Genomic DNA, 13237 nt, shown 5'->3' with positions numbered 1-13237 from the left:
CCCTTACTTCCTGATCGCCTTGCGCGGGCCCTTGCGGGTGCGGGCGTTGGTACGGGTGCGCTGGCCACGAAGCGGCAGGCCGCGACGGTGACGCAGGCCGCGGTAGCAGCCCAGATCCATCAGGCGCTTGATCGCGATACCGATTTCACGGCGCAGATCGCCTTCCACGATGTACTTGCCGACTTCCGAGCGCAGACGCTCGATTTCCGGCTCCGACAGATCGCGGATCTTGGTGGTCGAGGTCACGCCTGCGGCGTCGCAGACCTTCTTCGAACGGGTACGGCCGATGCCGTAAATGCTTTGCAACCCGACCCAGACGTGCTTCTGGGCTGGCAGGTTGACGCCTGCAATACGCGCCATGACGCGATTCTCCAGCTGAGTGATGGCCGACAGCGCGCCAAGGGCACGCCAATCCGGCAGGATGGATCAAAAAGTGAGCCAGCGATACTAACAAGGTTCCGGTTTACTTGGAAGCCCGTGAAACACAAGGTTTCACGAACCCGGCCCAGGGAGTGTGCCCAGGCTCCGGCGCCGGACCAGGTTGACACCGAAGAAACTGCACCGAGGTGCCCTTCTCTGGTGACGCCCGCGCTACTCCAGCGCAGGACGACCCGATCTCACCCCCACCCGGAACCGCTGCGGGGGCCGCCCTTCGTTTGTGTGGCCAGAGTCCGCGGAGCGGAGGACCATCACGTCAGGAAGACGAAAGTGTAACAGGCTTATCAGCCGCGGGCAAAACCGCCGCGGTTGCCGCCCTTCAGGTTGGCCTTTTTCAGCAGGCTCTCGTACTGGTGCGACATCAGGTGCGCCTGGATCTGCGCGATGAAGTCCATCACCACCACCACCACGATCAGCAGCGAGGTGCCGCCGAAGTAGAACGAGGCGCCGAGCTGGGTCCGCATGATTTCCGGCAGCAGGCAGACGATCACCAGGTACAGCGAGCCGGCAGCGGTCAAACGGGTCAGCACCGCGTCCACGTAGTCGGCGGTCGCCTTGCCCGGGCGGATGCCCGGAATCAGCGCGCCCGACTTCTTCAGGTTGTCGGCGGTTTCCTGCGAATTGAACACCAGCGCGGTATAGAAGAACGCGAAACCACTGATCAGCGCAGCGAACACGATCATGTGCAGCGGCTCGCCCGGACCCAGCGCATTGGCCACCTTCTGCAACCACGTCGCCGAGCTGGCCTGGCCGGACCACATGGCCAGGGTGGTCGGGAACGCAAGGATGCTCGAGGCAAAGATGGCCGGGATCACGCCCGCCATGTTCAGCTTCAGCGGCAGGAACGAGGTCTGGTTCATGTACGCGTTGCGACCGCCCTGGCGGCGCGCGTAATTGACCGTGATCCGACGTTGCCCGCGCTCGACGAACACCACGAAGTAGGTAAAGGCCAGCACCACCAGCACGATCAGCAGCAACGAGATGAAGTTCATGTTGCCATCGCGATACGCCTCGATGGTGTGGATGACCGCGCCCGGCAGGCCGGCGACGATGCCGGCGAAGATGATCAGCGACACGCCGTTGCCGATGCCACGCTCGGTGACCTGCTCGCCAACCCACATCAGGAAGATCGTACCGGCGGTCAGCGCGATGATGGCGGTGAGCACAAAGCCCATGCCCGGTGCGTAGACAACCGCGGCGCCGCTCGGCGACACCTGGTTCTGCAGCGCCAGCGCGATGCTGCCGCCCTGCACCACTGCCAAGAACACGGCACCGATGCGGGAATATTGGGTGATCTTGCGACGGCCCGACTCACCTTCCTTCTGCATTGCCTTCAATGCCGGGAAGATATGGACCGCCAGCTGCATCACGATGGACGCCGAAATGTACGGCATCACGTTCAGCGCGAAAATGCTGAAGCGGTGCAGGGCGCCGCCCGAGAACATGTTGAACATGTCCACGATGCCGCCACCCTGCGCCTCCATGAGCGCAAGCATGGCATCGGGATTGACGCCCGGCACCGGCACATAACAGCCGATGCGGTAGACGATCAATGCCCCGATGACGAACAGCAGACGTTGGCGAAGTTCCGTGAACTTGCCGAGCCCGCCGCCGAGGTTACCAATGCCAGCCTGCGCCATGTCTTACTCCTGTACGCTGCCGCCGGCAGCTTCGATCGCGACCTTGGCACTGGCCGTTGCGGCGATGCCCTTCAGGGTGAACGCCTTGGTCAGGCCGCCCTTCATGACGATCTTGGCCCGCTTTGCGGTGCTCGGAACCAGCTTGGCAGCGCGCAGCGCGGCAAAGTCGATCTCGCCCGCGTCCAGACGGTCCAGCTGATAGGACAACACTTCGGCAGTGTCCTTGGCAATCTTGGAACGGAAACCGACCTTCGGCAGACGACGCTGCATGGGGGTCTGGCCGCCTTCGAAGCCTGCCTTGATCTTGCCGCCACCCTTACGGGCGAACGAACCCTTGTGGCCGCGGCCGCAGGTCTTGCCCAGGCCGGAGCCGATGCCGCGACCGACGCGCTTGCGAACGGTGCGGGCGCCCGGAACCGGGCTCAGTTCATTGAGATGCATGGTCATTGGATTATTCCTCAACCTTGACGAGGTAGTGGACCTTGTTGATCAGACCGCGAACCTGCGGGCTGTCCTTCAGTTCACGCACATCATTGAGCTTGCCCAGGCCCAGCGCACGCACCGAAAGACGGTGACGCGCCTGAGCACCACGCAGGCCGCGAACCAGACGGACCTTGACGGTCTTGGTGGTGTCATTAGCCATGGTTGAGATCCTCCAGCTTCTTGCCGCGCTTGGCTGCAATGCGGGCCGGCGACTGCATTTCCGACAGACCCTTCAGCGTGGCGCGAACCAGGTTGATCGGGTTGCGCGAACCGACGGCCTTGGCCAGCACGTTCTTGACGCCAACTGCTTCCAGCACGGCGCGCATGGCACCACCGGCAATGACGCCGGTACCTTCCGAGGCGGGCATCATGAACACGCGGGCTGCGCCGTGGCCGGACTTGACCGCATGCCACAGGGTGCCGTTGTTCAGATCGACGTCGGCCAGGTTCTTGCGCGCCTGCTCCATCGACTTCTGGATGGCGACCGGCACTTCACGTGCCTTGCCGTAGCCGAAGCCAACCTTGCCTGCGCCGTCACCGACCACGGTCAGTGCGGTGAAGGTGAACTGGCGACCGCCCTTGACGGTCTTGCTGACGCGGTTGACCGCGACCAGCTTCTCGATCATGCCGTCGTCGACTTTCTCTTCGCGGTTACGGTCGCGATCGCGACCCCGCGGCTGACGTTCTTCTGCCATGTTGATTCCTTGATTGATTGAGTATGTACGGCTCAAGGCCGCTTATAGCTGTGGAATGGTGCGGTGTTGCGATCGCCCCTGCATAAGAAGGACGTCGCCCGGCGCAACCCGCGCCGGCAGGCAGGCGGAAGCAGGGACATGCCCTGCTTCCTTATCCCTTAGAACTGCAGGCCGCCTTCGCGGGCTGCATCGGCCAGTGCCTTGATGCGACCGTGGTAGCGGTAGCCCGAGCGGTCGAAAGCGACCTTCTCGATGCCCGCAGCCTTGGCGCGCTCGGCGACCAGCTTGCCAACCTTGACGGCGGCATCGCTGTTCTTGCCGTTCTTCAGGCCTTCCTTGACGTCGGCCTGGGTGGTGTTGGCAGCTGCCAGCACCTTGGAGCCATCGGCGGTGAAGACCTGGGCGTACAGGTGCTGACCGGTGCGCAGCACCGACAGACGCGGCACGCCGAGAATGCGGATGTGTGCACGGGTCGACTTGGCGCGACGCAGGCGGGCGATGTTCTTGTTGATGCTCATGATTTGAGTTCCTTGAAAGCTGAAGTAAAGCGGGCTTTTGCTTTGAGACGCCCGACCGGCAATGGCCAGGCGTCCGTGGAAGATCCCGCGCCTGATTAGGCCTTCTTGGCTTCCTTACGAATGATGACTTCGCCGGCGTACTTCACACCCTTGCCCTTGTAGGGCTCCGGCGGACGGAAGCCACGGATCTTGGCAGCCACTTCACCAACCTGCTGCTTGTCGGTGCCCTGGACCAGAATTTCGGTCTGGGTCGGGGTGCTGATGGTGATGCCTTCCGGCGCCACGAACAGGACCGGATGCGAGAACCCGAGCGACAGGTTCAGGTCCTTGCCCTGCATGGCGGCACGGTAACCGACGCCGACCAGCTCAAGCTTGCGCTCGAAACCGTCGGTGACGCCCTTGACCATGTTGGCCAGGATCGCGCGCACGGTGCCGGTGAGGGCAAGCAGGCTCGGATCGTTGGCGGCAAGGCTGGCAACGCCGTTGTCGACGGTGATTTCAACGCCAGCAACCTTGGGCAGCGACAGGGTGCCCTTGGGGCCCTTCACGCTGACGGATTCCGGCTGGATGTTCAGTTCAACGCCCTGGGGCAGGTTGACCGGCTTCTTGGCTACGCGGGACATAGTATTTTCCTTCTCGCCTTAGGCCACGAAGCACAGGACTTCGCCGCCGACGCCCAACTGGCGCGCCTGCGCATCAGTCATGATGCCCTTGGAGGTGGAAATGATGGAGATGCCCAGGCCGTTGAGGACCTTCGGCAGCTCGGACTTGCCACGGTACTGGCGCAGACCCGAACGCGAGAAGCGCTTCAGGGTCTCGATGACCGGCTTGCCCTCGAAGTACTTCAGGACGATTTCAAGCTCGGCCTTGTTGTTCTCGATCTTGGTCACGCGCAGGTCGGTGATGTAGCCCTCGGCCTTCAACACCTCTGCGATTGCCACCTTGATCTTGGACGACGGTGCTTTCACCGTCTGCTTGCCAACCGCGGCCGCATTCTTGATGCGTACCAGCAGGTCGGCGATGGGATCAGTCATGCTCATAGTCGATACCTTTGAGTGCACCGATATCCGCTTTCGCGAAAATCTTGCTGTTTTCCTGGGAACGGGCCAGAACCCTGTTGCTTGTTGGTCAGCGGACCAACGGTCCGCTCTACACGCCAGCGGACCAACGGTCCGCTCTGCGACCGCCCCTTGCGGGCCGGTGAGAAGCGGGAGTATACGGCAAAAAGAGCCCGACTTGCGTCGGGCCCTTCAATTGGGGACAAACCTGAATGAACCGGTCAATCCCCCTGCCCCGCATCCAGGGGATGCGCGGCAGGTTTCGGGACGAATCCCTTACCAGCTGGCCTTGCGCAGGCCCGGCACGTCACCACGCATGGTGGCTTCGCGCAGCTTGTTGCGGCCGAGGCCGAACTTGCTGTAGACGCCACGGGCGCGACCGGAAAGCACGCAACGGTTGCGGTGGCGGCTCGGCGACGAATCGCGCGGCAGCTTCTGCAACTTGATCACGGCCTCAGCCTTTTCGTCGTACGACGCGGTCGTGCTGGAGATGATCTTCTTCAGCTCTTCACGCTTACCAGCGAACTTGACGGCCAGCTTGGCGCGCTTCAGATCACGGTTGACCATGGAGGTCTTTGCCATTTCGAATTCCTCGACGTATCAGTTACGGAACGGGAACTTGAACGCTGCAAGCAGCGCCTTCGCTTCCGCATCGGTCTTGGCGGTGGTGGTGATGGCGATATCCATACCGCGGATCGCGTCGACAGCGTCGAAGTCGATTTCCGGGAAGATGATCTGTTCCTTCACACCCATGTTGAAGTTGCCGCGACCGTCGAAGGAACGACCGGACACACCACGGAAGTCGCGCACGCGCGGCAGCGAGATGTTGATCAGGCGGTCCAGGAACTCGTACATCTTTTCACGACGCAGCGTGGTCTTGCAGCCGATCGGCCAACCATCGCGGATCTTGAACGAAGCCACCGAGACGCGGGACTTGGTCACGATCGGCTTCTGGCCGGAGACCTTGGCCATGTCAGCGACGGCGTTTTCCAGGATCTTCTTGTTCGTGGCCGCTTCGCCGACACCCATGTTCAGGGTGACCTTGACCAGCTTCGGAACCTGCATCGGATTGGTGTAGCCGAACTGCTTCATCAGCGCCGGCACCACTTCTTCCTTGTAAAACTTTTCGAGACGGGTATTCATCAGTCCATTCCTCAGGCGTCGAGCGCCTCACCGCTGGAGCGGAACACACGCAGTTTGCGTCCATCCTCCAGCACCTTGAAGCCAACGCGTTCGCCCTTGCCCGAAGCCGGGTTCAGCACATTCACGTTGGAGATATGGATCGACGCTTCACGCTCGACCACGCCGCCGGCAACGCCTGCCTGCGGGTTCGGCTTGGTGTGGCGCTTGACGATGTTCACGTTGGCAACGATCACACGATCGCCGTCGACGCGGACGATTTCGCCCTGCTTGCCCTTGTCCTTGCCGGTGTTGACGACAACCTGGTCGCCCTTCTTGATACGGTTAGCCATGATTATCTCCTGTCGCTCACAGCACTTCGGGAGCGAGCGAGACGATCTTCATGAACTTCTCAGAACGAAGTTCACGGGTCACCGGTCCAAAGATGCGGGTGCCGATCGGCTCTTGCTTGTTGTTGAGCAGGACCGCGGCGTTGCCATCGAAACGGATCAGCGAGCCATCGGCGCGACGCACACCCTTGCGGGTACGCACCACGACGGCGTCATACACTTCGCCCTTCTTGACCTTGCCGCGCGGGATTGCATCCTTGACGGTGACCTTGATGATGTCACCGATGTGCGCGTAACGGCGCTTGGAGCCACCGAGCACCTTGATGCACATCAGTTCCTTGGCGCCGGAGTTGTCGGCGGCGTCAAGGTAGCTCTGCATCTGGATCATGATTCAGGTCTCCTTATTCAGCCGAACGGGTGATGACTTCCACCACGCGCCAGTTCTTGGTCTTGGACATCGGAGCAATTTCAGTCACGCGCACGACATCGCCTTCGTTGCAGGCGTTGTCAGCATCGTGGGCGTGCAGCTTGGTCGAACGCTTGATGTACTTGCCGTACAGGGCGTGCTTGACCAGGCGTTCCACCAACACGGTGACCGTCTTGTCCATCTTGTTGCTGACGACACGGCCTTCGACCGTGCGCAGCGCTTTGTTTTCAGTATTGTCGCTCATCGCGGCCATCCTTACTTGGTGCTGCCGAGCAGGGTCTTGACGCGAGCAATCTCGCGGCGGACCCGGCGGGTTTCGTGAGTCTTCGGCAGCTGCCCGGTAACCTGCTGCATACGGAGCGAGAACTGCTCCTTACGCAGATCGGTCAAGTGGGACTTCAGATCGTCAGCCGACTTTTCGCGAAGTTGTTTGATATCCATTACATCACCGTCCGGGTCACGAAGGTGGTGGTCACGGAGAGCTTGGCAGCCGCCAGGCGGAACGCCTCGCGAGCCACGCTTTCATCCACACCTTCAATTTCATAGATCATGCGGCCGGGCTGGATCTGGGCGACCCAGTATTCCACGTTGCCCTTACCAGAACCCATTCGGACTTCGATGGGCTTCTTGGTGATCGGCTTGTCGGGGAACACTCGGATCCACATCTTGCCGCCGCGCTTGACGTAGCGGCTGATCGAGCGGCGAGCCGCTTCGATCTGACGCGCGGTCAGCTGACCATGAGCGGTTGCCTTCAGGCCGTACTCGCCGAAGCTGACAGCGTTGGCGCTCCAGCTCAGGCCGTCGTTACGGCCCTTGTGTACCTTGCGGTACTTGGTTCGCTTGGGTTGCAACATTGTCGTTACCTCGCTTCACGAGCCGGGCGCTGACGGTCACCACGGTCGCCGCGATCGTTACGATCGTTGCGCGACGGGGAATCGTCCTGCTTTTCCTGGCCAACCTGGGAGAAATCAAACACTTCGCCCTTGTAGATCCAGACCTTGATGCCGATGATGCCGTAGGTCGTCTTGGCTTCAGCGAAGCCGTAGTCGATGTCGGCACGCAGCGTGTGCAGCGGCACGCGACCTTCGCGGTACCACTCCGAACGGGCGATTTCTGCACCATTCAAGCGGCCACCCACGTTGATCTTGATGCCCAGGGCACCCAGACGCATCGCGTTGCCGACCGAGCGCTTCATTGCGCGGCGGAACATGATGCGACGCTCCAGCTGCTGCGCGATCGACTCGGCAACCAGCTGTGCGTCCAGCTCGGGCTTGCGCACTTCGGTGACGTTGATGTGCGCCGGGACGCCCATCATTTCGCTCACTTCCTTACGCAGCTTCTCGATGTCCTCACCGCGCTTGCCGATCACCACGCCCGGACGGGCAGTGTGGATCGTCACGCGAGCGGTCTTGTTCGGACGCTCGATCAGGATCTTGCTGATGCCGGCCTGCGCGAGCTTCTTGCGCAGCATTTCCCGCACCTTCAGGTCGGCCGCCAGAAAACCAGCGAACTCGCCCTTGTTGGCGTACCACTTGGAGTTCCAGTCCTTGGAGATGCCGAGGCGGATACCAATCGGATGAACTTTATGACCCATGGTGTTTTCCTTTCCGCTTACTTGGCGGCGCCCACAACCACAGTGATGTGGCTGGTGCGCTTGAGGATGCGGGTGCCGCGGCCTTTCGCCCGCGCCATGAAACGCTTCAGGGTCGGACCTTCATCTACCATGATGGTCTGTACCTTCAGCTCGTCGACGTCAGCGCCCTGGTTGTTTTCGGCATTTGCGATAGCCGACTCCACCACCTTCTTGATCAGGTGGGCAGCCTTCTTATCCGAAAACTTCAGCAGGTTGACCGCACGCTCGGCCGGCAGGCCGCGCACCTGGTCTGCGACCAGGCGGGCTTTCTGCGCAGAGATGCGCGCGGAGCGCAGGATTGCTTTCGCTTCCATTGTCATCTCTCCTTACTTGCCCGACTTCTTGTCACCACCGTGGCCCTTGAAGGTCCGGGTGATGGCAAATTCGCCGAGCTTGTGGCCGACCATGTTCTCGTTGACGAGCACCGGAACGTGGTTCTTACCGTTATGAACGGCGATGGTGATGCCTACCATTTCCGGCAGGATCATCGAACGGCGCGACCAGGTTTTGATCGGCTTCTTGCTACCCGCAGCGGCCTCCACCTTCTTGACGAGGTGGTGATCGACGAACGGGCCTTTCTTGAGTGAACGTGCCATGGTCGATTAGCCCCTACGATCGCGGACGATGAACTGCTGGGTGCGCTTGTTCTTGCGCGTCTTGTAACCCTTGGTCGGAACACCCCACGGGGTGACCGGATGCGGATTACCCTGGCCGGCCTTCGCCTCACCACCACCGTGCGGGTGGTCAACCGGGTTCATGGCAGCACCACGAACGGTCGGGCGAACACCGCGCCAGCGCTTGGCGCCAGCCTTGCCCAGCTTTTCCAGGTTGTGCTCGTCGTTACCGACTTCACCGATGGTGGCGCGGCACTCGACCGGCACCTTACGCATTTCACCCGAGCGCAGGCGCAGGGTGGCGTAGATGCCTTCACGAGCGACGAGCTGCACGGCGGCGCCGGCGGCACGCGCGATCTGTGCACCCTTGCCCGGCTTCAGTTCGATGCCGTGGACAGTGGTACCGACCGGGATGTTGCGCAGCGGCAGGGTGTTGCCCGCCTTGATCGGCGCATCCGAGCCCGCGATCACCTGGTCACCGGCCTTCAGGCCCTTCGGTGCGATGATGTAGCGGCGCTCGCCGTCGACGTAGCACAGCAGGGCGATATGGGCGGTGCGGTTCGGATCGTATTCGATGCGTTCCACGCGCGCCGGAATGCCTTCCTTGTTGCGCTTGAAGTCGATGACGCGGTAATGCTGCTTGTGACCACCACCGATATGACGGGTGGTGATGCGACCGTGGTGGTTACGACCACCGGAATTGCTCTTCGGCTCCAGCAACGCTGCGTGCGGTGCGCCCTTGTGCAGATCGGGCGTAACCACGCGCACGGCCGAACGGCGGCCGGGGGAAGTGGGCTTGAATTTCATCAATGGCATGGGATGTACCTCAGGCCTTGGCCGTTACATCGATGGACTGGCCATCGGCGAGACGCACGTACGCCTTGCGCCAATCGCCGCGGCGGCCGGTGCGGTTACGGAAGGACTTGTTCTTGCCCTTCACGTTCAGCACGTTGACCGCTTCGACCTTGACGTCGAACAACTGCTCAACCGCGGCCTTTACATCGGCTTTGGTGGCTTCGTTCGAGACTTCGAAGACATACTGGTTGGAATGTTCCTGCAGGCGCGCGGTCTTTTCGGAGACTCGCGGAGCACGCAGCACGCTGAAGATTTTTTCGTTGCTGCTCATGCCAGCCACTCCTCGACCTTCTTGACCGCGTCAGCGGTGATGACGACCGTGTCGGCACCGACCAGCGACACCGGGTCCAGGCCCTGCACGTCACGCACTTCCACGTAGGGAATGTTGCGCGCCGACAGGTACAGGTGCTCGGAGGCGTCCTCAGTGACGATCAGCGGGCGCTTGCCCACTTCCAGGCCGGCCAACTTGGCGATCAGCGCCTTCGTGTTGGTCGCTTCGACATCGAAGGACTCCACGATGGTCAGACGGCCCTGGCGGTTCAGCTCGGACAGGATCGCGCACATGGCGGCACGGTACTGCTTACGGTTGACCTTCTGCTCGAAGCTGCGCGGCTTGGCCGCAAAGGTGACACCGCCGCCGATGAAGATCGGAGCCGTCAGCGCGCCATGACGCGCACCGCCGCCCTTCTGCTTCTTCGACTTCTTGGTGGTACCAGCCACTTCAGAACGCGTCTTCTGTGCCTTGGTGCCGGCGCGACCGGCGTTGCGGTAAGCAACGACGACCTGGTGAACCAGATCTTCGCTGAAATCGCGACCGAACACGGCATCGGAGACCGAGACCTTGTTGTTGCTACCCGTGATAACGAGTTCCATCGTCATCTCTCCTTATGCCTTGCTAGCCGGACGAACGATCACATCGCCACCCGCTGCGCCCGGAACGGCACCACGGATTGCGATCAGACCACGTTCGACATCGACCTTCACCACTTCAAGATTCTGCGTGCTCTGCTGCACCGAACCCATGTGGCCGGACATCTTCTTACCCGGGAAAACGCGACCCGGGGTCTGGCGCTGGCCCAAGGAACCCGGCGCGCGATGCGACAGCGAGTTACCGTGGGTTGCATCGCCCATACGGAAGTTGTAGCGCTTGATGGTGCCCTGGAAGCCCTTACCCTTGGTGACACCCTGGACGTCGACCTTCTGGCCAACCTCGAAGATGTCCGCCTTGACTTCGCCGCCAACGGCGAAATCGCCGAGCTGCGCGTCTTCAACGCGGAATTCCCACAGGCCACGGCCCGCGTCGACCTTCGCCTTGGCGAAGTGACCGGCTTCCGGCTTGTTGACCAGGGCAGCGCGACGCGCGCCGACAGTCACCTGCACGGCGCTGTAGCCGTCAGCTTCGACGGTCTTGATCTGCGCGATGCGGTTGGGGGTTGCTTCAATCAGGGTCACCGGGATGGCCTGGCCATCTTCGGTGAACACGCGGCTCATGCCAGCCTTGCGGCCCACGAAGCCCAACGAATATTTCTTCGTCATGGTCGTAGTCCTCAGGTCAGCTTGATCTGAACGTCGACGCCGGCAGCCAGTTCGAGCTTCATCAGCGCGTCCACGGTCTTGTCGTTCGGATCAACGATGTCAAGCACGCGCTTATGCGTGCGGGTCTCGTACTGGTCACGCGCGTCTTTGTCGACGTGCGGGGAAACGAGGATGGTGTAACGCTCGATCTTGGTCGGCAGGGGGATCGGGCCACGCACTTGCGCGCCGGTCCGCTTTGCCGTTTCTACGATCTCGCTGGCCGAACGGTCGATCAAACGATGATCGAACGCCTTCAGCCGAATCCGGATCTTTTGGTCCGCCATGACGGTGGGTTCCTTCGTTAAAAGAGCGACGGACAAGGCCTCTGGGTTGCCTTGTCCCATGAATATCCTGAATGCAGACGCCGCACATTCCGCGCGGCGACAAGATCTTTCCGTAGACCTCAAAAATCGAGGCAGACCGGTCTCCCGATCTGCCCAGACAAAAAGTATAGCGCGCATACAACGCGGCGGTCAACAGGGGGTCCCTGCTGACACTGCCTGAATGGCGCGACCCTTCCTGGTCCGGGGAACACGAGGCACTTCCTGCGCCTCTTTTCCCTTGTAAGTGCGTCCCGATGCCCTACCCAGGCAACATCGGGGCGCAGAGTCTAACAGATTACAGCAGGATCTTGGAGACCACGCCGGCGCCGACGGTACGACCGCCTTCACGAATGGCGAAACGCAGGCCTTCATCCATTGCCACCGGATTGATCAGGGTGACGACCATCTTGACGTTGTCGCCCGGCATGACCATTTCCACGCCTTCCGGCAGCTCGACCGCACCGGTGATATCGGTGGTACGGAAGTAGAACTGCGGGCGGTAGCCCTTGAAGAACGGGGTGTGGCGGCCGCCTTCATCCTTGGACAGGACGTAGACTTCGGCATCGAACTGGGTGTGCGGCTTGATCGAACCCGGCTTGGCCAGAACCTGGCCACGCTCGACGTCGTCACGCTTGGTGCCGCGCAGCAGCAGACCGGCGTTGTCGCCTGCCTGACCCTGGTCGAGCAGCTTGCGGAACATTTCCACGCCGGTCACGGTGGTCTTCTGGACCGGACGGATACCGACGATTTCGATTTCTTCGCCGACCTTGATGATGCCGCGCTCGATACGACCGGTCACCACGGTGCCGCGACCGGAGATCGAGAACACGTCTTCGACCGGCATCAGGAATGCCTTGTCCACGTCGCGTTCCGGGGTCGGGATCCAGGTGTCCAGCGCCTCGACCAGCTTCATCACGGCCGGCACGCCGATGTCACTCTGATCGCCTTCCAGCGCCAGACGGGCCGAACCGGAGATGATCGGGGTGTCATCGCCCGGGAAGTCGTACTTGCTCAGCAGTTCGCGGACTTCCATCTCCACCAGCTCGAGCAGCTCGGCGTCGTCCACCATGTCAGCCTTGTTCAGGAAGACAACGATGTACGGCACGCCAACCTGACGCGACAGCAGGATGTGCTCGCGGGTCTGCGGCATCGGGCCGTCAGCCGCCGAACAGACCAGGATCGCGCCGTCCATCTGCGCAGCACCGGTGATCATGTTCTTGACGTAGTCAGCATGGCCCGGGCAATCGACGTGGGCGTAATGACGGTTCGCGGATTCGTATTCGACGTGTGCGGTCGAGATCGTGATGCCACGGGCCTTTTCTTCCGGCGCGGCGTCGATCGCGGAATAATCCTTGAACTCGCCACCGAAGCGCTCAGCACCGAGCTTGGTCAGTGCGGCGGTCAGCGTGGTCTTGCCGTGATCGACGTGACCGATGGTGCCGACGTTGACGTGCGGCTTGGTGCGCTCGAACTTACCCTTTGCCATTGTTGTATACCTTGGATATCAGA

The 13237-nt window shown here is 61.6% G+C and carries 24 protein-coding genes; all 24 read right to left on the bottom strand.

The genetic code is table 11. The annotated features are described in order from the left end of the window. Positions 1–3: 3 nt before the first annotated feature. Positions 4–360 (bottom strand): 30S ribosomal protein S13, encoded by a 357-nt coding sequence (rpsM, locus tag AC3IR9_RS04065; RefSeq protein WP_489294204.1) that lies wholly within the window; start codon positions 358–360, stop codon positions 4–6. 362 nt (positions 361–722) lie between these two features. After that, positions 723–2078 carry a preprotein translocase subunit SecY gene (secY, locus tag AC3IR9_RS04060; RefSeq protein WP_489294202.1) on the bottom strand — a complete coding sequence of 452 codons (1356 nt, stop codon included), beginning with the start codon at positions 2076–2078 and terminating at the stop codon, positions 723–725. Between the two features lie 3 nt (positions 2079–2081). Further along, entirely contained in the window at positions 2082–2525 is a 444-nt protein-coding gene (rplO, locus tag AC3IR9_RS04055) for a 50S ribosomal protein L15 (protein ID WP_489294200.1), read from the bottom strand. A gap of 4 nt (positions 2526–2529) precedes the next feature. Then, positions 2530–2721, bottom strand: coding sequence for a 50S ribosomal protein L30 (gene rpmD, locus AC3IR9_RS04050; protein WP_038690275.1), 192 nt, complete (start codon positions 2719–2721; stop codon positions 2530–2532). Next, the gene (gene rpsE / locus AC3IR9_RS04045) at positions 2714–3256 is read right to left on the bottom strand and encodes a 30S ribosomal protein S5 (RefSeq protein WP_489294199.1); all 543 of its coding nucleotides are present in this window, start codon (positions 3254–3256) and stop codon (positions 2714–2716) included. Before rpsE ends, rpmD begins: the two co-directional genes overlap by 8 nt. 158 nt (positions 3257–3414) lie before the next feature. Then, positions 3415–3774 carry a 50S ribosomal protein L18 gene (rplR, locus tag AC3IR9_RS04040; RefSeq protein WP_489294197.1) on the bottom strand — a complete coding sequence of 120 codons (360 nt, stop codon included), beginning with the start codon at positions 3772–3774 and terminating at the stop codon, positions 3415–3417. A gap of 95 nt (positions 3775–3869) precedes the next feature. Then, positions 3870–4397 (bottom strand): 50S ribosomal protein L6, encoded by a 528-nt coding sequence (gene rplF, locus AC3IR9_RS04035; RefSeq protein ID WP_489294195.1) that lies wholly within the window; start codon positions 4395–4397, stop codon positions 3870–3872. An 18-nt stretch (positions 4398–4415) separates the two neighbouring features. Then, positions 4416–4814: a 30S ribosomal protein S8 gene (gene rpsH / locus AC3IR9_RS04030; protein WP_019186156.1), complete on the bottom strand. Its 399-nt coding sequence runs from the start codon at positions 4812–4814 to the stop codon at positions 4416–4418. 294 nt (positions 4815–5108) lie between these two features. Continuing rightward, a complete protein-coding gene (rpsN, locus tag AC3IR9_RS04025; protein ID WP_489294193.1) occupies positions 5109–5414 on the bottom strand; it encodes a 30S ribosomal protein S14 in 306 nt (101 codons plus the stop codon). An 18-nt stretch (positions 5415–5432) separates the two neighbouring features. Then, a complete protein-coding gene (gene rplE, locus AC3IR9_RS04020; protein WP_038690283.1) occupies positions 5433–5975 on the bottom strand; it encodes a 50S ribosomal protein L5 in 543 nt (180 codons plus the stop codon). A gap of 11 nt (positions 5976–5986) precedes the next feature. Next, on the bottom strand, positions 5987–6304 hold the full coding sequence (gene rplX / locus AC3IR9_RS04015) for a 50S ribosomal protein L24 (protein ID WP_228886387.1): 318 nt from the start codon (positions 6302–6304) through the stop codon (positions 5987–5989). Positions 6305–6320: 16 nt separating this feature from the next. Continuing rightward, positions 6321–6689, bottom strand: coding sequence for a 50S ribosomal protein L14 (gene rplN / locus AC3IR9_RS04010; protein ID WP_019186153.1), 369 nt, complete (start codon positions 6687–6689; stop codon positions 6321–6323). A 13-nt stretch (positions 6690–6702) separates the two neighbouring features. After that, positions 6703–6972 carry a 30S ribosomal protein S17 gene (rpsQ, locus tag AC3IR9_RS04005; RefSeq protein ID WP_489294191.1) on the bottom strand — a complete coding sequence of 90 codons (270 nt, stop codon included), beginning with the start codon at positions 6970–6972 and terminating at the stop codon, positions 6703–6705. A gap of 11 nt (positions 6973–6983) precedes the next feature. After that, positions 6984–7169, bottom strand: a complete 186-nt coding sequence (gene rpmC, locus AC3IR9_RS04000; protein ID WP_489294189.1) for a 50S ribosomal protein L29 — start codon at positions 7167–7169, stop codon at positions 6984–6986. After that, positions 7169–7582 (bottom strand): 50S ribosomal protein L16, encoded by a 414-nt coding sequence (gene rplP / locus AC3IR9_RS03995; RefSeq protein ID WP_017355412.1) that lies wholly within the window; start codon positions 7580–7582, stop codon positions 7169–7171. The genes rpmC and rplP overlap by 1 nt, the downstream gene beginning before the upstream one ends. A 5-nt stretch (positions 7583–7587) precedes the next feature. Continuing rightward, a complete protein-coding gene (rpsC, locus tag AC3IR9_RS03990; RefSeq protein ID WP_489294187.1) occupies positions 7588–8322 on the bottom strand; it encodes a 30S ribosomal protein S3 in 735 nt (244 codons plus the stop codon). A gap of 17 nt (positions 8323–8339) precedes the next feature. Beyond that, positions 8340–8675, bottom strand: a complete 336-nt coding sequence (gene rplV, locus AC3IR9_RS03985; protein WP_489294186.1) for a 50S ribosomal protein L22 — start codon at positions 8673–8675, stop codon at positions 8340–8342. Positions 8676–8687: 12 nt separating this feature from the next. Beyond that, entirely contained in the window at positions 8688–8957 is a 270-nt protein-coding gene (gene rpsS, locus AC3IR9_RS03980; RefSeq protein ID WP_017355409.1) for a 30S ribosomal protein S19, read from the bottom strand. 6 nt (positions 8958–8963) lie between these two features. After that, on the bottom strand, positions 8964–9791 hold the full coding sequence (gene rplB / locus AC3IR9_RS03975; protein ID WP_489294185.1) for a 50S ribosomal protein L2: 828 nt from the start codon (positions 9789–9791) through the stop codon (positions 8964–8966). A 10-nt stretch (positions 9792–9801) separates the two neighbouring features. After that, complete coding sequence (gene rplW / locus AC3IR9_RS03970; RefSeq protein WP_489294184.1) at positions 9802–10101, bottom strand: 50S ribosomal protein L23; 300 nt, start codon at positions 10099–10101, stop codon at positions 9802–9804. After that, positions 10098–10703: a 50S ribosomal protein L4 gene (gene rplD, locus AC3IR9_RS03965; RefSeq protein WP_313217314.1), complete on the bottom strand. Its 606-nt coding sequence runs from the start codon at positions 10701–10703 to the stop codon at positions 10098–10100. Before rplD ends, rplW begins: the two co-directional genes overlap by 4 nt. 12 nt (positions 10704–10715) lie before the next feature. Continuing rightward, complete coding sequence (gene rplC, locus AC3IR9_RS03960) at positions 10716–11366, bottom strand: 50S ribosomal protein L3 (RefSeq protein WP_019186145.1); 651 nt, start codon at positions 11364–11366, stop codon at positions 10716–10718. 11 nt (positions 11367–11377) lie between these two features. Then, entirely contained in the window at positions 11378–11689 is a 312-nt protein-coding gene (gene rpsJ / locus AC3IR9_RS03955) for a 30S ribosomal protein S10 (protein WP_010341589.1), read from the bottom strand. Between the two features lie 334 nt (positions 11690–12023). Then, positions 12024–13214, bottom strand: coding sequence for an elongation factor Tu (tuf, locus tag AC3IR9_RS03950; protein WP_489294168.1), 1191 nt, complete (start codon positions 13212–13214; stop codon positions 12024–12026). Between the last annotated feature and the right edge of the window lie 23 nt (positions 13215–13237).

This window comes from Stenotrophomonas sp. GL_101 (assembly GCF_057835675.1).
The sequence above is the reverse complement of the archived record's forward strand: the minus strand, read 5'-3'. Positions and strand labels throughout refer to the sequence as shown.